Source organism: Variovorax paradoxus (genome assembly GCF_030815855.1).
In the GTDB taxonomy this organism is placed as follows: Bacteria; Pseudomonadota; Gammaproteobacteria; order Burkholderiales; family Burkholderiaceae_C; genus Variovorax; species Variovorax paradoxus_M.
The window spans coordinates 3,006,848-3,026,334 of the sequence record NZ_JAUSXG010000001.1 but is presented as its reverse complement, the minus strand read 5'-3'; the positions used below and the strand labels follow the sequence as shown (position 1 = coordinate 3,026,334).

The window sequence follows — 19,487 nt, the reverse complement described above, 5'->3', positions numbered from 1 at the left end:
CGATGAGCAGCAGCAAGACAAGCAAGGACAAGACCGAGGTCGCGGCACGTGCGGCCGAAATCGTTCGCGAGTACGGCCCGTTCGCCGGCGGCGCAAGCGTGGCCGGCGTGACCTATGACGGCCAGCGCGTCTGGGCCGCCACGGGCGCCAGCCTGGTCGCGTTCGATCCCGAGAGCGGCGAGACCGCGCGCACGCTGGCCTGCGCCGGCGACGCCGGCACCGCCTTCGACGGCACCCACCTCTATCAGATCGCCGAGGCGCGCATCGACAAGATCGATCCCGTCACGGGCACGGTGCTGGCATCGATTCCCGCGCCCGGCGGCGGCAGCGACTCGGGGCTGACCTGGGCCGAAGGCAGCCTGTGGGTAGGGCAGTACCGCGACCGCAAGATCCGCCAGATCGACCCCGCGACCGGTGCTGTCTTGCGCACCATCGAGTCCAACCGCTTCGTCACCGGGGTGACCTGGGTCGACGGCGAGCTGTGGCACGGCACCTGGGAGGGCGACGAGAGCGAACTTCGCCGCATCGACCCGGCCAACGGCGTCGTGCTCGCGCGGCTGGAGATGCCGCGCGGCGCCGGCGTCAGCGGGCTCGAATCCGATGGCGCAGACCTTTTCTATTGCGGCGGCGGAGACAGCGGAAAAGTCCGCGCCGTGCGGCGCCCCAGGGCCACCGCCAGGTCCTGACCGCATCCCTCTTCTAAACGTCTAAACGATTCCTTGACCAAGGAGCAGATCATCATGAACACAACGATTGCCGAGACCCGGACCGACAACCATCCCGTCGTGACGAAAGACAGATGGCTTGCCGAGCGCAAGGCGCTGCTGGCCCGCGAAAAGGAACTGACGCACCTGCGCGACCAGATTGCCCAGGAGCGCCGCGCACTGCCCTGGACGCGCGTCGAGAAGAACTACACCTTCGACACCCCCGAAGGCCCGCGCGCCCTCGCCGACCTGTTCGAAGGCCGGCGCCAGCTGCTGGTGCAGCACTTCATGCTCGGCCCCGACTGGGAGCAGGGCTGCCCGAGCTGCTCCTACATGGCCGACCACATCGGCGGCATGCAGGTGCACCTGGAGCACCGCGACGTCACGCTGCTGGTCGTCTCCCGCGCGCCCCTGGCCGAGATCGAGCGCTTTCGCCAGCGCATGGGCTGGCAGTTCAAGTGGGTGTCGGCGCACGGCAGCGATTTCAACTACGACTTCGGCGTGAGCTTCAAGTCGCAGGAGTGGGCCGAGGGCAAGGGCCAGGTCTATTACAACTACAGCGTGCGGCCGTTCCCCGCGGAGGAAGCACCCGGCATCAGCGTGTTCTACAAGGACGATGCGGGCGAGGTCTTCCACACCTACTCGACCTACGAGCGCGGCGTCGAGGTGATGATGGGCACGTACAACCTGCTCGATCTCACCCCCAAGGGCCGGGACGAACACAACGCGGCCTACACCATGGACTGGGTGCGCCACCACGACCGCTATGAACCGGCACCGGCTGTCAAACCGGCGGCCCATTCGTGCTGCCACGAGTCCAGCTGAACGACGGCGCGCGGACGGAACTCGCAAGCACATCGTGGAAACCCTCTGGCCATGGCTGGTGGTGGCGGGCGTCGGCGCCCTTCACGGGCTGAACCCCGCCACCGGCTGGATGTGGGCCGCGGCCTGGGGCGTGCATTCGCACGATCGGGCGCAGGCACTGCGGGCCTTGCTGCCGATTGCGGTCGGGCATGCCGCATCGGTCGCGCTGGTGGCCGCCGCGATGGCGTTCGGCCTCTCGATGGATCGCGTGGCGCTGCAAGCCGCGGCCGGCGGGCTGGTGGTCGTCTTTGCGGCGCTGCACCTGTCGGACCGCACGCCCAAGGCGGCGCGCGCTCCAGCGGGGCATACCGGGCTCGCGCTCTGGTCCTTCATGATGGCCACCGCGCACGGCGCCGGGTTGATGCTGGTGCCGGCGCTGATCCCGCTGTGCATGGGCGACACCTCGGCCCGGGAAATCTCCGCATCGGGTTCGTTGCTGCTGGCGCTCGCGGCGGTCGGCGTTCACACCGCGGCGATGCTGGTCGTCACCGGGCTGGTTGCCAGCGGGGTCTGTCGTGGGTTCGACTTCGGCACTCGCTGGCTTCGAAGCTTCAGGCGGAAGCTGCGGTCAGCGACGCGCTAGAGGCGTCCGATCGGGCTGCCCGGCCGCCGCACATAGGCCGGAGCTCGGTCGTGGCTCGCCGTGCTGCCGTAGACCGTGTCGGCCGGGTAGTACTCGGCCTGCAGCTGCACCCGGGCCGCGGCTTCCTCGCCGGCGGTGTGGGCGATGAAGGCGAGCATCAGGTCGGTGCCGGCCGAGACGCCCGCCGAGGTCCACACATTGCCGTCCTGCACGAATCGCTGTTCGACCACGTCGACGTCGCCCAGGGCGCGCAGCCGATCGAGGGAACCCCAGTGCGTGGTGGCAGTCTTGCCGGAGAGCAGCCCGGCGGCGTGGAGCACGAAGGCCCCGGTGCACACCGACAGCAGCGCCTCGCAGCCGGGTGCCTGCGCCGCCAGAAACCGCATCATCCCGGGGTTGTCGACCTCGCGGCGCGTGCCCATGCCGCCCGGCACGAGCAGGTAGTCGAGCGGCGGGCAGTCGTCGAAAGACACATGCGGATTGATCGAAAGGCCCTTGGCGCAGACAACAGGGGCGCGCGTCTCGGCAACGATCAGGCAGTTGTCGGGGCCGGCGGCGAGCTTGCTCCACATGGTGAGCATTTCCCAGGGGCCGACGAAATCGAGTTCCTCGACCTCGGGAAAGATGATGATTCCGAAATTCATACTTTCGAACTCCTTGAGTGCCGCGGAATGTGCAAGAAGGTACAGACTTGCGCATATGGTTGCATATTGGCCGCGCCATGACAGCTGGTTGCAAGCTTGGCTCAGTGTTTTCCTCAGAGAACCATGGCTTGAAACTCGCTAGAGTGAAGGCGGCCGTTCAGGCTTTTGCTTCGCACACATCAAGGAAAATTTCATGAGCAAGAAAGTTGCATATGTCACCGGAGGCATGGGTGGCATCGGAACTGCCATCTGCCAGCGCCTGCACAAGGACGGCTTCACTGTCGTCGCAGGCTGCGGTCCCACGCGCGACCATGCCAAGTGGCTGGCCGAGCAGAAGGCCGAGGGCTTCGAGTTTCACGCGTCGGTCGGCAATGTCGGCGACTGGCAGTCCACGGTCGAGGCGTTTTCCGCCGCCAAGGCGGCGCACGGCCCCATCGACGTGCTCGTCAACAACGCCGGCATCACGCGGGACCGCATGTTCCTGAAGATGACGCCGGAAGACTGGAGCGCGGTGATCGAGACCAACCTCAACAGCATGTTCAACGTCACCAAGCAGGTGGTGGGCGACATGGTGGAGAAGGGTTGGGGCCGCATCATCAACATCAGCTCGGTGAACGGCGCCAAGGGCCAGGCGGGGCAGACCAACTACTCGGCGGCCAAGGCCGGCATGCACGGCTTCACGATGGCGCTGGCGCAAGAGCTCGCGAACAAGGGCGTGACCGTCAACACCGTGAGCCCGGGCTACATCGGCACCGACATGGTGAAGGCCATCCGCCAGGAGGTGCTCGACAAGATCATTGCCACCATCCCCGTCAAGCGCCTGGGCGAGCCGAGCGAAATTGCTTCCATCATCTCGTGGCTGGCCACGGACGAAGGGGGTTATTCCACCGGGGCCGATTTCTCGGTCAACGGCGGACTTCACATGCACTGATCATGCTGACCGGCACCTGATCGAAAGACCCGCTCCGGCGGGTTTTTTCATTTGCGCGATGTGGCTTTTACGAATGGAAAGCGGCGAAAACGGCCCTACAGTTTCCCACCCCCTGGAGGCACGACATGGCAGACACAACAATCGCACCCACCAAAAAGCTCCCTCTTTACCGCTCCCTCTACGTTCAGGTGATCACGGCCGTGGTCATCGGCGTGCTGCTCGGCCATTTCTACCCCGCGATCGGCGAGGCAATGAAGCCATTGGGCGACGGCTTCATCAAGCTCATCAAGATGATCATCGCGCCGATCATCTTCTGCACGGTGGTGGTCGGCATCGCCGGCATGGAAGACATGAAGAAGGTCGGGAAGACCGGCGGCCTGGCGCTCCTGTACTTCGAGATCGTGAGCACCATTGCGCTCGTGGTCGGGCTGCTGCTGGTCAACGCCCTGAAGCCCGGCGCGGGCATGAACATCGACCCGGCCACGCTCGACACCAAGTCGATTGCCTCCTTCACCGGCCCCGGCAAGATGACCGGCACGGTCGACTTTCTGCTCAACGTCATCCCCAGCACGGTGGTCGATGCCTTCGCCAAGGGCGAGATCCTGCAGGTGCTGCTGATCGCGGTGCTGTTCGGCTTTGCGCTGCACCGCTTCGGCGGGCGCGGCACGCTGGTGTTCGACGTGATCGAGAAGGGCTCGCACGTGCTCTTCGTGATTGTCGGCTACATCATGAAGCTGGCGCCCATCGGTGCGTTCGGCGCCATGGCCTTCACCATCGGCAAGTACGGGCTGGGCAGCCTGTTCTCGCTCGGCAAGCTGATGGGCACGTTCTACCTGACCTGCCTGCTGTTCATCTTCGTGGTGCTCGGGCTCATTGCGCGCTTTCACGGCTTCAGCATCTGGAAGTTCATCAAGTACATCAAGGAAGAACTGCTGATCGTGCTGGGCACGTCATCGTCCGAATCGGTGCTGCCGCGCATGATGGAGAAGATGGAGAACCTGGGCGCCAACAAGGCCTGCGTGGGCCTGGTGATTCCCACCGGCTACTCGTTCAACCTCGACGGTACTTCCATCTACCTGACAATGGCGGCCGTGTTCATCGCGCAAGCCACCAACACGCCGATGACGCTGACCCAGGAGATCACGCTGCTCGCTGTGCTGCTGCTCACGTCGAAGGGCGCGGCGGGTGTCACCGGCAGCGGCTTCATCGTGCTGGCGGCCACGCTGTCGGCGGTCGGCCATGTGCCGGTGGCGGGGCTCGCGCTCATCCTGGGCATCGACCGCTTCATGTCGGAGGCGCGCGCGCTGACCAACCTGATCGGCAACGGCGTGGCCACCATCGTGGTGGCCAAGTGGACCAACGAACTCGACGAAGCCAGGCTGCAGGCCGGGCTCAACAACGAGAACTGGGTCGAGGCCCAGGAGCCGGAAGTGCTCGAAGGCGCCCGCGTCAGCAAGATGGCGGATTGATGGCCGACTGATGCGCGACTGATGGCCGGGTAATGTCGAAGGACAGGCATCGTTCCTGCAGAATGGAACGATGCCCCACAGCGTTTCCCTGATCAACACCATTGCCGCCGGCTTGGGACTGGCGCTCGTATTCGGTTTTCTGGCGCTGCGCTTGCGGCTGCCGGCCTTGGTGGGTTACCTGCTGGCGGGCGTGATCATCGGGCCCTTCACGCCGGGTTTCGTGGCCGATGCGGGCATTGCCTCGCAACTGGCTGAAATCGGCGTGATGCTGCTGATGTTCGGCGTGGGCCTGCATTTTTCGCTCGACGATCTGCTCGCGGTGCGCAAGATCGCATTGCCCGGCGCGCTGGCGCAGATCGCCGTGGCCACGCTGCTCGGCGGCGCGCTGGCACTCTGGTGGGACTGGTCGTGGGGCGAGGCCCTGGTTTTCGGCCTGGCGCTGTCGGTGGCCAGCACGGTCGTGCTGCTGCGCGCACTCGAAACCCTGGGCATTCTCGATACGTTCACGGGCCGCATCGCGGTCGGCTGGCTGGTGGTCGAAGACCTTGCCATGGTGCTCGTACTGGTGCTGATGCCGCCGCTCGCCGGTGTCCTGGGCGGCCGCGCGGGCGGTGCGGCCGCTTCTGCGGACCCCCTGTGGCAAACGCTCGGGCTCACGCTGTTGCAGGTCGGCGGCTTCGTGGCGTTGATGCTGGTGGTAGGGCGGCGGGCCTTCCCGTGGATTCTCTGGCAGGTCACGCGGACCGGCTCGCGCGAACTGTTCACGCTGTGCGTGATCGCGGCCGCGGTCAGCATCGCCTTCGCCTCGGCGGCGCTGTTCGGCGTGTCGTTCGCCCTCGGTGCGTTCTTCGCGGGCATGGTGATGCGCGAGTCGGAGTTCAGCCACCGCGCGGCGCAGGAGTCGCTGCCGCTGCGTGACGCCTTCGCGGTGCTGTTCTTCGTCTCCGTGGGCATGCTCTTCGACCCGTCTGTGATCATCGAGCGTCCGCTGCAGGTGCTGGCCGTGGTGGGCGTGATCGTGCTGGGCAAATCGCTGGCCGCCTGCGCGCTGGTGCTGGCGTTTCGCTACCCGCTGGGCACCGCGCTCACCGTGAGCGCGAGCCTTGCGCAGATCGGGGAGTTCTCGTTCATTCTTGCGGGGCTCGGCGTGTCGCTCGGGCTGCTGCCGGTGGAGGGGCAAAGCCTGATCCTGGCCGGCGCACTGATTTCGATTGCCACCAACCCGTTGTGGTTCAGCCTGATTGCGCCATTGCAACGATGGCTGCACGCCCGCTCTCCGTTGGCGCGGGGGCTGGAATCGCGCGACCATCCGCTGGCCGAGTTGCCGATTACCACCGAGGCGAAATACCTGTCCCGGCAGGTCGTTCTGGTGGGCTACGGCCGCGTCGGGCGCCGCATTGCGTCCGAACTGGAGGCGAACGACATTCCCTACGTGGTGGCAGAGCAGAACCGCGAACTGGTGGAGAAGCTGCGCGAAGCCGGTGTTGCAGCCGTGTGGGGCGATGCGGCCGACCCGGCTGTTCTGGTTCAGGCGCACATCGCCCGCGCCCGCGTGCTCGTGATTGCGGTGCCCGACGCCATGAACGTGCGCCAGATGATGGCCACTGCCTACACGCTCAACCCGGCCATCGAAACCGTGATTCGCAGCCACAACGAAGACGAAGCCCGGCTGCTGATGCAGGAGACAGCCGCAACCGTCTTTCTGGGCGAACATGAACTGGCGCAGGCCATGGCGCGTGACGTGGTGCGCCGGACCGTGGCTGCGGCCTGAGCCGCGATCGGCGAAGGCCGCCTCAAAGGTCTTCGATGACCAGCGTGCGATAGCGCTGGGCGATGGAATACGGCACGGTGCGCACCACTTCCATCAGGCGGCTGGCTGCCTCTTCGTTCTTGGTTTTCACCAGCAATCCGGTGTGGCCTTCGCGCGCCAGCTTGGTGTAGGCGCGCACGGTTGCGGCGTCGGTTCCGGCGGAGGGCAGCGGGTCGTCGGACTCCTTGACCGTCGGCGTGATCTCGTCGAGCACCGTTTGGGACGGAATCAGGTAGATCTCGTCGCCGCTCACGCCCTTGTCGATCAGTAGGTGGCCGATGCGGTTGGCGTCTTCCGCGCTCGGAAACATCACCATCGAGTAGCCCGATGGATAGAAGGCGCCGCCGAAGGTCGCTCGCATGTGGGGTTCGAGGACGAAATTCTTCATGATGCTGCCTCTTGGGTGGGTGATGCAGTTCTTTTACAGCCACACTAGGCCTTTGGCCAGCCGTGCGCTGTAGGCCTGCTTCTATATTTCCGCAGGGTGGCGCGGGAGGTTTGTGCCGGAACCTTTGCGGAACACCCCGGCAAGCTCCTGTACACTGCCGCTTCCATGTCGTGCCATCTCTTCGTTCCCACCGCCGCCTGCGCCGCCTCCATGGCCGGCGTGATGCCGTCCGCCTTCGCGCGGGTGAATGGGGCATTGGTTGCACGAATGATTACCACCATTACCACCGCGGCCACCTGAGCACGCGCAGGTGGCCGTTTCGGCAGCCACCTGGTGTATCGCTCTTCTTCTCCGAATGAATGAAACCCAGCTCTGGCAGCTGGGTTTTTGTTTTTTCATCCGGAGATTTCCATGTACCGCGATCCAGTCCAGTCACTCGAACCCCTGCCCAGCCGCCCTGCGGCCATGCGCGCTCTGCGCGTGGGGATGATCGGCATCGGCACCGTCGGCTCGGGCACGTTCCGGGTGCTGGCGCGCAACCAGGCCGAGATCGCGGGCCGCGCGGGCCGGCCGATCGAGGTCGTGATGGTCGCGGCGCGCAACCTGGCGCGGGCCGCCGGCATCGTGGGCAAGAGCGTGCCGCTGACCGACGACCCGCTGCGCGTTGCCACGCACCCCGATGTCGACGTGGTGGTGGAAGTGGCCGGCGGCACAGGCCCGGCGCGCGAATGGGTGCTGGCCGCCATCGCACACGGCAAGCATGTGGTCACGGCCAACAAGGCCTTGCTGGCGGTGCATGGCGCCGAGATCTTTGCCGCCGCCCGTCAGCATGGCGTGGCCGTGGCCTACGAGGGCGCGGTGGCGGTGAGCATCCCCATCGTCAAGGCGTTGCGCGAAGGCTTGGCGGCCAACCGCATCGAATGGGTGGCGGGCATCATCAACGGCACCACCAATTTCATCCTGAGCAAGATGCGCGATGAAGGCCTGGACTTTGCCGCCGCGCTCGCGCAGGCCCAGGCGCTGGGCTATGCCGAGGCCGATCCGGCCTTCGACATCGAAGGCATCGATGCTGCGCACAAGCTCACGCTGTTGGCCGCCAATGCGTTCGGTACCCCGGTGCGCTTCGCCGATGTGCAGGTGGAAGGCATCACGGCCTTGCAGCGGATGGACGTGGCCTGCGCCGAGCAGCTGGGCTACCGCATCAAGCTGCTGGGCATGGCACGCCGAAGCGAAGAGGGCATGGAGCTGCGCGTGCAGCCCGCGCTGGTGCCCGCGTCGCACCTCATGGCACATGTGAACGGGTCGATGAACGCCGTCATGGTCAAGGGCGATGCGGCCGGCGTGACGATGTACTACGGCGCGGGCGCCGGCTCCGAGCAGACGGCATCGGCGGTCATCGCCGACCTGGTCGATGTGGCGCGACTTGATGGCACCAGCATCACGCAGCGCGTGCCGCACCTGGGCTTTCATGCGCACGCGATGAATGCATTGCCGGTGCTCCCCCGTGCCGCCGTGTCTTCCCCGCACTATCTGCGCGTGCCCGTGCAGACCGGCAGCGGCATCGAAGCGGTGGCGAGCTGGTTTGCGGATCGGCAATTGCCTGTTAAGCAGGTGACGCTCGCGGCCGGGCAACCCGACACAAGCCCGCAAGTGCTGGTACTGACACTGCCCGTGCGGCAAGCCGAGATGGACCTCGCCCTGCACGCGCTGCAAGCGCACCCAGCGGTGGCGGGCGCGGTGACGGCGCTCCGGGTGGAGGAACTGGCGTGAGGCCTCTCGTTCCAAGCTGAGACAGAATGCGCCCAGCGCGGGCGCTTGTACCCGCAACCGCAACGGGAGTCGCAATGGATGTCGATGGGTTGGGTAGCTCTCGAGAATGCTGGGGAAGCCGCGCGTGAAAGCTTGGTTGCTGACTGTTGCGCTGAGCTTGGCAACGCCCGCGTTTGCGCAACCGGCGGAGCCGGTGAACCAGGTGGACGGGGCGTCTTGCCAAGCCGAAGAAGCCGCGCTCGAGCGCGACATGGACCTGGCTCGCTCCAGGGGCCAGATGCTGCGCCGGCGGCAGCTCGCCGAGACCCTGGCCGCGCTGCGCACGCGCTGCCAGGGGGCTCCGTCTTCTCAAAGCCGTGCGGTGCGCATTGACAAGCTGGAGCACGACATCCGGCTGCTTCGGGCAGAACTCGAACATGCCGAGGAGCAACTGCGCGAGTTGAAGAACGAGCGTCCCTGACCGCTGGCGTTACAGCCGCGGCAGCTGCATGCGCACTCGCCGCGCCGCTTCTTCCTCGCGCGCGTCGTCCACCTCGCGCAGCACGTTGCCCAGATCGACCGGCCCCGTGTCGCGCGCGTGCGTGCCGGTCAGCGCCGATTCGACGCGCAGCAGGCCGCGCTCGTACAGGTGCCAGATCTCGTCGCCGTAGTGCGTACGCAGCAGTTCGGGTGCAAACTGGCCGAAGAAGTTGCGCAGGTTCTCGACATCGCGCAGCAGCATGCGCTTGGCGTGGTTGTTGCCCGCCGCATCCACCGCCTGGGGCAGGTCGATGACCACCGGTCCGTCGGACGCCAGCAGCACGTTGAACTCCGACAGGTCGCCGTGCACCACGCCCGCGCACAGCATGCGCACCACCTCTTTCAACAGGCTGGCGTGGTGCCGCACCGCCTCCTCGGGCGTAAACGCCACGTCATTGAGCCGCGGCGCCGCATCGCCGTTGGCGTCGGTCACCAGTTCCATCAGCAGCACGCCTTCCAGGAAGTTGTAGGGCACGGGCACCCGCACGCCGGCCGCCGCCAGCCGGTAGAGCGCATCGACTTCGGCGCTTTGCCAGATGGCCTCGGTCACCTGGCGCCCGAAGCGCGTGCCCTTGGCCATCGCGCGCGTCTCGCGCGAATTGCGCACCCGGCGGTTTTCCGTGTAGTCGACGGCCTGGCGGAAACTGCGCTTGTCGGCTTCCTTGTAGACCTTGGCGCAGCGCGTTTCGTCGCCGCAGCGCACCACGTAAACCATGGCTTCCTTGCCGCTCATCAGCTGGCGAACCACCGTGTCGATAAGGCCTTCGTCGACCAGCGACTGCAGTCGTGGCGGTGCTTTCATTGATGTTGCTCCCTCGTGGCCAGCGGGCGGGTCGAGAGGAAGGCTCTCAGGCTCTCCGGGCCGATCTGGTAGACCGCATCATGCCTGTGCGCCGCAAAGCCCAGCCGGCGGTTGATGGAGAGCATGGGGGCGTTGACTTCGGCGTTGTGCGTGACGGCCATCGTGACCTCAGGGTGGCGCTCGCGCACCAGCTCCAGCATCAATGCCTTCACGCCCTTGGCCAGACCCTTGCCGCGCCAGTGACGAGCCACGGCCGTGAGCCGTTGAAACATGCGGTCGGGGTACAGCTGGTTCCAGCTTGCATCGCATACCGCGGCCACCTCGTTGCCGTCGAGCAGGAGCACGAGGAAATGCTCGCCGCCGCGGCGGTCGATCTCGGCATACCAGGCGCGAAAGTCCTCGAGCTCGAAGCGCATGGGCGGCCGTTCGAGAGCGGTGGTGGGAACTTCGTCCAGCAGCGCGGACAGCGGCGCCATCAGCGTTGCAAGCCGCTCGAAAGGCACGCGGCCCGCATGGATCTCCATGCGCAGTCCGCGGCCGGCCGCGAGCGCCTCCGCCCGCCAGCGGGCCAGCGCGGCGCCATCGAGATCCGCGAAGGCCATGCGGTTCTCGATGCTGCGGTGTTTCTCGGCCGCACCGATGGCCGCGAGAAACGCGTGTCCCTCGGGAAGGGAGGCCTTGACGGTCGCCGTGGTCTTGCCGCGCTCTTCCATCGAGGTCAGAAGCGTGCGCATCAACGTGCTGGCAACGCCTTGCCGCCGGTGGGACCGGCGTACGCCGCCCCACACATCGACGAAAGGCGCATGGGCCGGGTACCCGGGCGTGCCTTCGCGGCGAACGCTCATGTTGAGGCTGCCGACGATGTCTCCCTGGCCGTCCAGCGCCAGGATGCGATGCACCACGTGCAAGGGCGTGTGCTGGCGCACGTTCTGCATGTTGTCGGCATCGGTCGGCCAGGGTTCACCCGGAAAGTCTTCCTCGTTGCGAAGACGCCAATAGGCAAGGACCTTCGACCACTCTTCAGCGGAGGCCTGCTGAGGATCGAAAACAGAAGTCGCGAAATGCCGCACGTCGGCGGCACGGGTTTCAAGCATGGTGGGCCTTGATGATTCTGAAACGGACGGTCGCGGCCGGCAAGGCATGCCGCCGACGGCGTTTGAATCTCGGGCGGTTTGTTGTTGCGGCAGGAATCGCCGCAAAGCTCAGTCGAACAGGCTGTGCCCTTCAGGGCGTGCGCTAAGAGGGAACCGGGGAAAGCGCGTCAGCAGCTCGTTGAAGAACCGACAAACCGACCGGGAGCGGGGCGTTGAACAGCTGTGTCTTCCATCGCTTACCTCCAGTCTGGGTTGTTTGTCGAAGCGCCGAATGTAGCGGCCTTGTTGCACGCTGTGAAGTGCCGTGTGGTGTTCGCGCAGCGCACATGTACCAGCACCTGCAGGCGGACTGCCGAGCACTATCAGCTTTCGCTCGCCATTTCAAAGGCGGCGGGTTTTTCCACGTCGCGATCACCGGGATTCCGTTCGCCAAGGGTTTGTACTTAGATGCGGTCGCAGAATTGATCTCACGGGCCTGCCCCAACAAGCAAAAGCAGTCCGAAGCATCTCCAACCCATTCAATTCAACGCATTGAACAAAGGAATTCCGAATGACCTCTTCCAAGCTTTTCAAGCCTTCCAAACTTTTCTCCGCCGCCGCATTGGCCCTGGTGACCGCTGCGGGCGCCGCCCATGCCGAAAACTATGAAGGCGTCCACCCGCTGACTTCCGCCGAAAGCCGCGCCGACGTGGCTGCCGGGGGCGTGGTTGCCGCGCGCGTCGGCAATCCCTACGCGACCGGCGCCGATTCAGGCCCGACTGCTGCGCCGGTCGCTCTGAATAGCCGTGAATCGGTGCGCGCCGAAGCGGTGGTCGCCACACGCAATGCCGACCCGTATGCCGAAGGCGCTTCGTCGGGCGTGACCCCGATGGTGGCCGGAGCGGTGGACCGCGCGACAGTGCGTGCCCAGGCCTACGCTGCTGCGCGCGGCGACGCATTGCCGCTGTGATTGCTGCAGCTGGCCGCCACATCGCCATATCGCCGCGTCCGAAAGGACGACCGCTTCAAGAAGCCGGTCCTGCGAAAGCAGGCCCGGCTTTTTTCGTTGGGCGCGCCGGCGGAGCAACGGCTGAGCTAAGGTAGCCGGTCGGGTCAATCCAGAACGGAAAAATGAACAACAGGAGCAAGCTTGCCGCATGCCTTCTCGCTGGTGCGATGAGCGTGGGCGCCTCGGCCCAGGAGTGGCCCACGAAGCCCGTGCGCGTGATCGTCCCCGCGCCGCCGGGAAGTTCGCTCGACCTCATCGCTCGTACGCTCGCCGACCGGCTGCGCACGATGTGGAAGCAGCCCATCGTGATCGAGACCAGGCCCGGCGCGGGCGGCCTGATCGGTATGGACGCGGTGGCCAAGGCGCCGCACGACGGCTACACGTTGGGCATCGGGTTCAACGGGCCCATCGCCTTCGGCCCGCACATGTACAGCCGCATGCCGTATGCACCTGTGCGCGACCTGGTGCCGATCGTGCTCACGACGTCGCAGCCCAACGTGCTGGCGGTGCAGGCCGGCAATCCTGCCAACACGCTGCCGGAGTTCGTGGCCTGGGCGAAGAAGCAGGGCAACCAGTTCAGCTACGCATCGGTAGGGGCGGGAAGCTCCTCGCATCTCACGATGGAGCTGTTTCGCAGCACTGCGGGCGTCGACGCGGTGCACGTGCCTTATGCCGGTTCGCCGCCGGCCGGACTGTCGGTGGCCGCGGGCGATACACAGGCGCTGTTCACCGTGGCGCCCGCGCTGCTGCCGCTCATTCAGGGCAAGCGCATCAAGCTGCTCGCGATCACGAGCCTGACGCGCTCCGAGCTGATGAAAGACTTGCCGACAGTCGCCGAGTCCGGCTATCCGGATTTCGAGGCGCTGGCCTGGAACGGCTTGTTCACCGCGAGCGGCACGCCGCCCGAGGTGGTTCGCCGCATCAATGCCGATGTGAACGCCGTGCTGCGGGAGCCGGCCGTGCGCGAACTGCTCGCACAGCAAGGCCTTGTGGCGGGTGGCGGCTCGGTGGACGAATTCAGGTCCTTCATCGACAGCGAGGGCCGCAAGTGGGGCGCCATCATCCGCAAGATCGGCATCCGGATCGATCAGTGAGGCATTCGGATTAATCTGAAGTTCGGATCAATTGATCCGGATTTTCGATTTTACGGATGACGGCGGCCTGCCTACAGTCCGCCTCGATGAACGCCATTGCACTGCCCCCACTGCTGATCGGCTGCGCGGCCGGCTTTTCCGGCGACCGCACCGATGCGGCGGAGCCGGTGGTCGACACGCTGATTGCGCGGCTCGCCGGTGGCCTGGCGGACCAGCGGGCTTTCCTGATCTTCGAAACGCTGGCCGAACGCACGCTCGCACTCGCGCAACTGCGCCGCCGCGACAACCCCGACGCGGGTTACGAGCCCTTGCTCGACGCCATGCTGCGGCCGGTGCTGGCGCGCTGCCTGGCGCACGGCATCCGGATCGTGAGCAACTTCGGCGCTGCCAACCCCCGTGCCGCCGCCCTCCACATCGCCCGCATGGCGCGCGAGCTCGGCGCCGACGCGCCGCGCATTGCGGTGGTGGAGGGCGACGACCTCTCCGGCTCCGAATACCGGCCGCTGTTGCATGAAACGCTCGGTGCGCAGATGGAGGGCCTTCGCATCGTCAGCGCCAACGCCTACATCGGCGCAGAGCCGATTGCCGCCGCACTCGACGCCGACGCGCAGATCGTGGTGTGCGGCCGCGTGGCCGACCCCTCGCTGACCGTCGGCCCCGCCATGTCGCACTTCGGCTGGCGCGCCGACGATTGGAACCGCTTGGGCCGCGCCACCATGGCGGGCCATCTGCTCGAATGCGGCGCGCAGGTATGCGGCGGCTACTTCGCGGACCCCGGCTACAAGGACGTGCCGGGCCTCGATGCGGTGGGCTTCCCGATCGCCGAGATCGATGCCGACGGCCACTGCACCATCGGCAAGGCCGACGGAACCGGCGGTCTCGTGAGCGAAGCCACCGTGAAGGAGCAGCTGCTGTACGAGGTGCACGACCCGAGCGCCTACCTCACGCCCGACGTGGTGGCCGACATTGCCGAAGCCGAGGTGCAGCAGCAGCCGGACGTGGCGAATCGCGTGGCGCTCTCGGGCGTGCGCGGCCATGCGCGGCCGAGCCATTACAAGGTCAACGTCTGCCATGAAGGGGGCTGGCTCGCCGAAGGAGAAATTTCCTACGCGGGGCCGCGCGCCGAGGCGCGTGCGCGGCTTGCGGCCGAGGTGCTGCGCAAGCGCCTCGACGGGCTCGCACTGCGCGTGGACCTGATCGGCGCGCTGAGCATCCTGGGCGACGATGCCGGCCGCATGCTCGCGGACACGCCCGACACCGGCCTGCGCGACGTGCGCCTGCGCGTGGCGGCCACACACGCGGAGCGCGCGCAGGCCGAGCGCCTCGCGCGCGAAGTCATGGCGCTCTACACCTGCGGACCCGCGGGCGGCGGCGGTGTGCGCACGGCGCTCACGCCGCGGCTCAATACCTTGTCCTGCCTGCTGCCGCGCGAAGCGGTGCCGGTGCGCTTCGAACTGCTCGGCGCGGAGGCCTTGGCATGACCATGAACACGGCGACAGACATGATCGAAGTACCGCTCTACCGCGCCGCCCATGGACGCACCGGCGACAAGGGCGACCGCTCCAACATCAGCGTGATTGCCTGGCACGCGGACCTCTACCCCTTGCTGGCCGAACAGCTCACGCCCGAAAGCGTGTCGGCGCAATTCCGCCAAAGGGCACCCGCACGGGTGCAGCGCTTCCTGCTGCCCCGGCTGCATGCGATGAACTTCGTGCTCGACGCGGTGCTCGACGGCGGTGTCAACGATGCGCTGAACCTCGATGCGCACGGCAAGGCGCTGTCGTTCCTGCTTCTGGACATGCCCGTCCGCGTGCCGCGCGCACTCGTGCCGCTGCTGGCGGGGCCATAGCGGCAGCCTCCCTTTTCACTTACCCATCCATCCGGAGACAAAACAATGAAACGACGTTCCCTGACCCTCTCGGCCGCCGCGCTGGCCCTGGCGCCGCTGCTCGGCCACGCGCAGCAGGCTTTTCCAGAAAAACCCATCACCTTCATCGTGCCCTTTGCGGCCGGTACGGCCACCGACCAGATTGCACGTGCGCTGGGCAACAGCATCACGGCCGAAACGAAGCAGCCCGTCGTCATCGACAACAAGGCCGGCGCCAGCGGCTTCATCGCCTCGCAGCAGGCGGCCAAGGCCGCAGCCGACGGCTACACCGTGCTCATCACCACCAACACCACGCACGCCGCCAACGAGCACCTGTTCAAGAAGCTGCCTTACGACCCGGTGAAAGATTTTTCGCCTGTCGCTGCGCTGGGCAAGGGCGGTCAGATCATGGTGGTGAACCCCTCGTTCCCCGCCAAGAGCGTGGCCGAGTTCGTGGCGCTCGCGAAGAAGGAGCCGGGCAAGTACAGCTTCGGCAGCGGCAGTTCGTCGAGCCGCATGGCGGGCGAGCTGCTGCAGCAGATGGCCGACATCAAGCTGCTGCACGTGCCCTACAAGAGCAACACGCTGGCCGTCACCGACCTGCTGGGCGGACAGATCCACATGATGATCACCGATGCGGCCACCGGCCTGCCGCAGATCAAGGGCGGCAAGCTGCGCGCGCTCGGCGTTTCGAGCGCGGCGCGTTCGCCGCTCGCACCCGACGTGCCCACCATTTCCGAAGCCGGCGTGAAGGGCTACGAAATGGGCTACTGGTTCGCGGCCTACGCACCCGCCAAGACCCCGCCGGCCGTGGTCAAGCGGCTCAACGAGCTGCTGGTGAAGGCTGCGAAGAGCGAGTCCGCAAAGACAGCTTTCTACGAACCCACCGGCACCGAGGTGTTCACCACGTCGCCCGAAGAGCTCGCCAAGTTCCAGACGGCCGAGTCGCAGAAATGGGGCCGCATCGTGAAGGCCGCCGGCATCGAAGCCGAGTAGTCGCGCGCCGGCCGTAGCGGGGATCGGCACCGCGCAGACACCACAACGAAGGAGACAAACCATGCAACGCTGGAGCCTGTTGGCTGCCACGGTGGCTTCGGCCGCCCTTTTTTTGAGTGCCTGCGGCGGGAGCGGTGGTGGAGGCGGTGGCTTCGTGCTGCCGCCGCCGGCCGCAACGACACCGCCGCCCGCGGCCTCTGAAGCACCGAAGTTCAAGCTCGCCATTTCCAAGACCGAGGACGTTGCCGGCACCTTCGGCGGCGTGGGGGCCTACGAAAAAATCACCGGCACCTTCACCGGCGAGGTCGACCCGAAGGACGCGCGCAACGCCATCATCCAGGACCTGTCGCTCGCGCCGCTCAATGCCAACGGCAAGGTCGAGTACAGCTCCGACTTCGTGCTCTTCAAGCCCAAGGACATGAGCAAGGCCAACGGCGTGCTGCGCTACGACGCACCGAACCGCGGCAACATCGTCAACCTCGACCCGTATTTCGCCTCGCGCGGCTACGTGTTCCTCACGGCCGCATGGCAGGGCGACGTGCCGGCCACGGCGGGCAAGCTCACGCTCAAGGTGCCCGTGGCGAAGAACGCGGACGGCAGCACCATCACCGGCACCTACCGCGCCGAGCTGCTGCCCACGGCGGCCACCAACGATTCGCTGCCGCTGCCCGGTGGCCCGTTCAACGCCGCCATGCAGGCCTACGCGACCGCGAGCCTCGACAACACGCAGCCCGGCTACGTGCTCACGCGGCGCATCAACGAAGCCGATGCGCGCCAGCTCATTCCTGCCAGCGACTGGAAGTTTGCCAAGTGCAGCGCCGCCGCGCCGTTCCCCGGCACGCCCGACGAGACGAGCGTGTGCCTCAGGAGCCCATGGGACCCGGCCTACATGTACGAGCTGGTCTATGTCGCGAAGGACCCGAAGGTCATGGGCCTGGGGCTCGCGGCGGTGCGCGACATGATCGCCTTCTTCCATCGCGAGGCGAGCGACGCGGCGGGTAGCGCGAACCCGGTGGCTGCCGCCATCAGGAACACCATCGCCTCGGGCGTGTCGCAATGCGGCAACTTCATGAAGACCTTCGTTCACCTCGGCTTCAACGAGGACCGCGCCGGCCGGAAGGTGTTCGACGGCGTGTTCGCGCAGATCGCGGCGCGGCAGACCAACATCAACATGCGCTTCGCGATTCCCGGTGGCGGCGGTGGTGTGCGCACCGACCACACGGCCTTCGGCCAGGCCGGCACGCGCGGCCTTTCGAAGGACTACGTGGACGACGTGGCGCAGCGCCGCGGCGGCATCCTGTCGCGCTGCGAGGCAAGCGGCACCTGCCCCAAGCTCTTCATCGGCTTCAGCGGAACCGAGTTCTATGTGCTGCAGGGCTCGCCGCTGCTGACGGACGCCTGGGGCACGGCCGACCTGCTGCAGCCGGACAACGCGCGCATCTACTACTACGCGAGTACCCACCACCTGCTGGGCCTTCCCTCGCTGCCGGGTGCGACCGCCGGGGCGCTCTACGCCACCAACGCGAACGCCGGCGTGGTGCCGGTGGTGCGCGCGCTCTACCAGAACCTCGAGGAATGGGTCGTCAAGGGCACCACGCCGCCCGACAGCCAGGTGCCGAAGCTCGCCGACGCCACGCTGGTGCGGCCGCAGCAGGTGAAGTTCCCGGCCATTCCGGGCGCGACTTACACGGGTCTGGTCAATACCTATTCGCTGCTCGACTGGGGACCGAGCTACCGGCCGCAGGATGAAAGCGGCATTGCCACGCAAGTGCCACCGGCGTACCTCGGCCGCGACTATGCCGTGCTCGTTCCGCAGGTGGACGCCGATGGCAACGACATCGCGGGCATACGCAGCCTCGACGTGGCCGTGCCTCTGGGCACCAATACCGGCTGGAACTACACCAACAAGCCGGGCACCATCGATCTGGCGGGGCTCTTCGGCGCGTACTTTCCGTTCGCGAAGACGGCGGCGCAGCGCGGTGCGGATCCGCGCCTCTCGCTGCAAGAGCGCTACACCGACCAGGCCGGCTATGTGGCGGCCGTGACGGCCGCCGCCAACGACCTGGTGGCGAAGCGCTTCATGCTGCGCGCCGATGCCGACGCGGCGATTTCGAACGCAGCTGCAAACCCGGCGTTGCCCTAATCGGCCACATGCGCCGCGAACCCCGAGCGGTGCGGCGCAATCTCGGGCCGCAGAGTGAGGGCGGGAATTTCGTAGTCGCCGGCGTTCTGCGCGCGGAAAGGAATCGGGGCCGTCGTCCACAGCGCATCGAGCCTGTGGCCGAGGTCCCCGGTGATCCGCGCGTAAGCCGTCTCGTCGACCTTGCCCGTGCGGTACACCACGAACGGCGGCAGCACGTCGAAGCCCGGGTAGTAGAGGATGCCGTGGTGAATGGGGAAGAGCAGGTCGTCCATCGGCCCGTTGATGCCGCGCGGACTGTAGTGCGGCGCCCAGCCGCCTGCGGTCACCACCAGCATCGCGCGCTTGCCGGCCAGCGTGCCCTGGCCGAAGCGGTCGCCCCAGTGCGTGTCCGAGTGCTCGCCCACGCCGTAGGCAAAGCCGTAGGCATACACGCGCTCGACCCAGCCCTTGAGGATGGCGGGCATCGAGTACCACCAGAGCGGAAACTGGAAGATCACCGCATCGGCCCACAGCAGCTTGGCCTGTTCGGCGGTGATGTCTTCGTGCTGCGTGCCGTCTTCGAACCCGCGCAGCGAATCCAGCACGGGGTCGAAGCGCGCGCCGCTCTCCACATGGGAGAAGTCGTCGGCGGCCAGCGGCGCCTTCCACTGCATGGCGTAGAGATCGGACACGCGTATGTCGTGACCCGAGCGGGTGAGGTGCTCCACCATGAAGTCTTTCAGCGATCCGTTGAGCGATCGGGTTTCGGGGTGGGCATGGACGATGAGGATTTTCATGAGGGCGTTGCCTGCGGGATGAAGAACATGCACGCAGGCTACGGA

General features: G+C 66.5%; 20 protein-coding genes. 15 read left to right on the top strand and 5 right to left on the bottom strand.

All coding sequences use genetic code 11. The features are described 5' to 3' along the window. Nucleotides 1-2 precede the first annotated feature (2 nt). Genes QFZ42_RS14305 through QFZ42_RS14295 form a run of 3 tightly spaced genes read left to right on the top strand, consistent with a single transcriptional unit; the run spans nucleotide 3 to nucleotide 2,151 of the window. On the top strand, nucleotides 3-686 hold the full coding sequence (locus tag QFZ42_RS14305; protein ID WP_307701586.1) for a Vgb family protein: 684 nt from the start codon (nucleotides 3-5) through the stop codon (nucleotides 684-686). A gap of 54 nt (nucleotides 687-740) precedes the next feature. Continuing rightward, nucleotides 741-1,529, top strand: a complete 789-nt coding sequence (locus tag QFZ42_RS14300; protein ID WP_307701585.1) for a DUF899 domain-containing protein — start codon at nucleotides 741-743, stop codon at nucleotides 1,527-1,529. A 34-nt stretch (nucleotides 1,530-1,563) separates the two neighbouring features. Continuing rightward, nucleotides 1,564-2,151, top strand: coding sequence for a hypothetical protein (locus tag QFZ42_RS14295; RefSeq protein WP_307701584.1), 588 nt, complete (start codon nucleotides 1,564-1,566; stop codon nucleotides 2,149-2,151). Here QFZ42_RS14295 and QFZ42_RS14290 read toward each other — a convergent pair. After that, on the bottom strand, nucleotides 2,148-2,795 hold the full coding sequence (locus QFZ42_RS14290; RefSeq protein ID WP_307701583.1) for a DJ-1/PfpI family protein: 648 nt from the start codon (nucleotides 2,793-2,795) through the stop codon (nucleotides 2,148-2,150). The genes QFZ42_RS14295 and QFZ42_RS14290 overlap by 4 nt on opposite strands. Nucleotides 2,796-2,988: 193 nt before the next feature. Here QFZ42_RS14290 and phbB point away from each other — a divergent pair, with 193 nt between their 5' ends. From phbB to ybaL, 3 genes are all read left to right on the top strand, one after another. Further along, on the top strand, nucleotides 2,989-3,726 hold the full coding sequence (gene phbB / locus QFZ42_RS14285) for an acetoacetyl-CoA reductase (RefSeq protein ID WP_307701582.1): 738 nt from the start codon (nucleotides 2,989-2,991) through the stop codon (nucleotides 3,724-3,726). A 125-nt stretch (nucleotides 3,727-3,851) separates the two neighbouring features. Then, complete coding sequence (locus tag QFZ42_RS14280) at nucleotides 3,852-5,195, top strand: dicarboxylate/amino acid:cation symporter (protein ID WP_307701581.1); 1,344 nt, start codon at nucleotides 3,852-3,854, stop codon at nucleotides 5,193-5,195. A gap of 70 nt (nucleotides 5,196-5,265) precedes the next feature. Continuing rightward, nucleotides 5,266-6,966: a YbaL family putative K(+) efflux transporter gene (gene ybaL / locus QFZ42_RS14275; RefSeq protein ID WP_307701580.1), complete on the top strand. Its 1,701-nt coding sequence runs from the start codon at nucleotides 5,266-5,268 to the stop codon at nucleotides 6,964-6,966. A 22-nt stretch (nucleotides 6,967-6,988) separates the two neighbouring features. Here ybaL and QFZ42_RS14270 read toward each other — a convergent pair whose 3' ends face one another. Next, a complete protein-coding gene (locus QFZ42_RS14270) occupies nucleotides 6,989-7,393 on the bottom strand; it encodes a hypothetical protein (RefSeq protein ID WP_307701579.1) in 405 nt (134 codons plus the stop codon). A 411-nt stretch (nucleotides 7,394-7,804) separates the two neighbouring features. On the opposite strand from QFZ42_RS14270, the gene QFZ42_RS14265 reads away from it, so the two are divergent. After that, on the top strand, nucleotides 7,805-9,163 hold the full coding sequence (locus QFZ42_RS14265) for a homoserine dehydrogenase (RefSeq protein ID WP_307701578.1): 1,359 nt from the start codon (nucleotides 7,805-7,807) through the stop codon (nucleotides 9,161-9,163). 124 nt (nucleotides 9,164-9,287) lie between these two features. Continuing rightward, nucleotides 9,288-9,623 carry a DUF1090 family protein gene (locus QFZ42_RS14260; RefSeq protein ID WP_307701577.1) on the top strand — a complete coding sequence of 112 codons (336 nt, stop codon included), beginning with the start codon at nucleotides 9,288-9,290 and terminating at the stop codon, nucleotides 9,621-9,623. A 9-nt stretch (nucleotides 9,624-9,632) separates the two neighbouring features. Here the strand turns inward: QFZ42_RS14260 and QFZ42_RS14255 are convergent, their stop codons facing one another. Together QFZ42_RS14255 and QFZ42_RS14250 are read right to left on the bottom strand one after the other, a co-directional pair. Next, a complete protein-coding gene (locus tag QFZ42_RS14255; RefSeq protein WP_307701576.1) occupies nucleotides 9,633-10,484 on the bottom strand; it encodes a PA4780 family RIO1-like protein kinase in 852 nt (283 codons plus the stop codon). Next, a complete protein-coding gene (locus QFZ42_RS14250) occupies nucleotides 10,481-11,578 on the bottom strand; it encodes a GNAT family N-acetyltransferase (protein WP_307701575.1) in 1,098 nt (365 codons plus the stop codon). Before QFZ42_RS14250 ends, QFZ42_RS14255 begins: the two co-directional genes overlap by 4 nt. A gap of 326 nt (nucleotides 11,579-11,904) precedes the next feature. Between QFZ42_RS14250 and QFZ42_RS14245 the strand changes: the two genes are divergently transcribed. From QFZ42_RS14245 to QFZ42_RS14215, 7 genes are all read left to right on the top strand, one after another. Continuing rightward, on the top strand, nucleotides 11,905-12,132 hold the full coding sequence (locus QFZ42_RS14245) for a hypothetical protein (RefSeq protein ID WP_307701574.1): 228 nt from the start codon (nucleotides 11,905-11,907) through the stop codon (nucleotides 12,130-12,132). Then, nucleotides 12,129-12,527, top strand: coding sequence for a helicase SNF2 (locus QFZ42_RS14240; RefSeq protein ID WP_307701573.1), 399 nt, complete (start codon nucleotides 12,129-12,131; stop codon nucleotides 12,525-12,527). The genes QFZ42_RS14245 and QFZ42_RS14240 overlap by 4 nt, the downstream gene beginning before the upstream one ends. Before the next feature lie 161 nt (nucleotides 12,528-12,688). Next, a complete protein-coding gene (locus tag QFZ42_RS14235; protein ID WP_307701572.1) occupies nucleotides 12,689-13,660 on the top strand; it encodes a Bug family tripartite tricarboxylate transporter substrate binding protein in 972 nt (323 codons plus the stop codon). Between the two features lie 86 nt (nucleotides 13,661-13,746). Then, nucleotides 13,747-15,141 (top strand): acyclic terpene utilization AtuA family protein, encoded by a 1,395-nt coding sequence (locus tag QFZ42_RS14230; protein WP_307701571.1) that lies wholly within the window; start codon nucleotides 13,747-13,749, stop codon nucleotides 15,139-15,141. A gap of 2 nt (nucleotides 15,142-15,143) precedes the next feature. Beyond that, nucleotides 15,144-15,509, top strand: coding sequence for an AtuA-related protein (locus QFZ42_RS14225; RefSeq protein ID WP_307704240.1), 366 nt, complete (start codon nucleotides 15,144-15,146; stop codon nucleotides 15,507-15,509). 45 nt (nucleotides 15,510-15,554) lie between these two features. After that, nucleotides 15,555-16,523 carry a Bug family tripartite tricarboxylate transporter substrate binding protein gene (locus QFZ42_RS14220; protein WP_307701570.1) on the top strand — a complete coding sequence of 323 codons (969 nt, stop codon included), beginning with the start codon at nucleotides 15,555-15,557 and terminating at the stop codon, nucleotides 16,521-16,523. Nucleotides 16,524-16,584: 61 nt separating this feature from the next. After that, on the top strand, nucleotides 16,585-18,666 hold the full coding sequence (locus tag QFZ42_RS14215; protein ID WP_307701569.1) for an alpha/beta hydrolase domain-containing protein: 2,082 nt from the start codon (nucleotides 16,585-16,587) through the stop codon (nucleotides 18,664-18,666). Here the strand turns inward: QFZ42_RS14215 and QFZ42_RS14210 are convergent. Continuing rightward, the gene (locus QFZ42_RS14210) at nucleotides 18,663-19,442 is read right to left on the bottom strand and encodes an NAD(P)H-dependent oxidoreductase (RefSeq protein WP_307701568.1); all 780 of its coding nucleotides are present in this window, start codon (nucleotides 19,440-19,442) and stop codon (nucleotides 18,663-18,665) included. The two genes, QFZ42_RS14215 and QFZ42_RS14210, sit on opposite strands and share 4 nt — an antisense overlap. Nucleotides 19,443-19,487 lie beyond the last annotated feature (45 nt).

Excerpts from the sequence above, each read along its gene's own strand:
- QFZ42_RS14305 (WP_307701586.1), top strand. The coding sequence starts at position 3 with ATGAGCAGCAGCAAGACAAGCAAGGACAAGACCGAGGTCGCGGCACGT.
- QFZ42_RS14300 (WP_307701585.1), top strand. The coding sequence starts at position 741 with ATGAACACAACGATTGCCGAGACCCGGACCGACAACCATCCCGTCGTG.
- QFZ42_RS14290 (WP_307701583.1), bottom strand. The coding sequence starts at position 2,795 with ATGAATTTCGGAATCATCATCTTTCCCGAGGTCGAGGAACTCGATTTC.
- phbB (WP_307701582.1), top strand. The coding sequence starts at position 2,989 with ATGAGCAAGAAAGTTGCATATGTCACCGGAGGCATGGGTGGCATCGGA.
- QFZ42_RS14280 (WP_307701581.1), top strand. The coding sequence starts at position 3,852 with ATGGCAGACACAACAATCGCACCCACCAAAAAGCTCCCTCTTTACCGC.
- ybaL (WP_307701580.1), top strand. The coding sequence starts at position 5,266 with ATGCCCCACAGCGTTTCCCTGATCAACACCATTGCCGCCGGCTTGGGA.
- QFZ42_RS14270 (WP_307701579.1), bottom strand. The coding sequence starts at position 7,393 with ATGAAGAATTTCGTCCTCGAACCCCACATGCGAGCGACCTTCGGCGGC.
- QFZ42_RS14265 (WP_307701578.1), top strand. The coding sequence starts at position 7,805 with ATGTACCGCGATCCAGTCCAGTCACTCGAACCCCTGCCCAGCCGCCCT.
- QFZ42_RS14255 (WP_307701576.1), bottom strand. The coding sequence starts at position 10,484 with ATGAAAGCACCGCCACGACTGCAGTCGCTGGTCGACGAAGGCCTTATC.
- QFZ42_RS14250 (WP_307701575.1), bottom strand. The coding sequence starts at position 11,578 with ATGCTTGAAACCCGTGCCGCCGACGTGCGGCATTTCGCGACTTCTGTT.
- QFZ42_RS14245 (WP_307701574.1), top strand. The coding sequence starts at position 11,905 with ATGTACCAGCACCTGCAGGCGGACTGCCGAGCACTATCAGCTTTCGCT.
- QFZ42_RS14240 (WP_307701573.1), top strand. The coding sequence starts at position 12,129 with ATGACCTCTTCCAAGCTTTTCAAGCCTTCCAAACTTTTCTCCGCCGCC.
- QFZ42_RS14235 (WP_307701572.1), top strand. The coding sequence starts at position 12,689 with ATGAACAACAGGAGCAAGCTTGCCGCATGCCTTCTCGCTGGTGCGATG.
- QFZ42_RS14230 (WP_307701571.1), top strand. The coding sequence starts at position 13,747 with ATGAACGCCATTGCACTGCCCCCACTGCTGATCGGCTGCGCGGCCGGC.
- QFZ42_RS14225 (WP_307704240.1), top strand. The coding sequence starts at position 15,144 with ATGAACACGGCGACAGACATGATCGAAGTACCGCTCTACCGCGCCGCC.
- QFZ42_RS14220 (WP_307701570.1), top strand. The coding sequence starts at position 15,555 with ATGAAACGACGTTCCCTGACCCTCTCGGCCGCCGCGCTGGCCCTGGCG.
- QFZ42_RS14215 (WP_307701569.1), top strand. The coding sequence starts at position 16,585 with ATGCAACGCTGGAGCCTGTTGGCTGCCACGGTGGCTTCGGCCGCCCTT.
- QFZ42_RS14210 (WP_307701568.1), bottom strand. The coding sequence starts at position 19,442 with ATGAAAATCCTCATCGTCCATGCCCACCCCGAAACCCGATCGCTCAAC.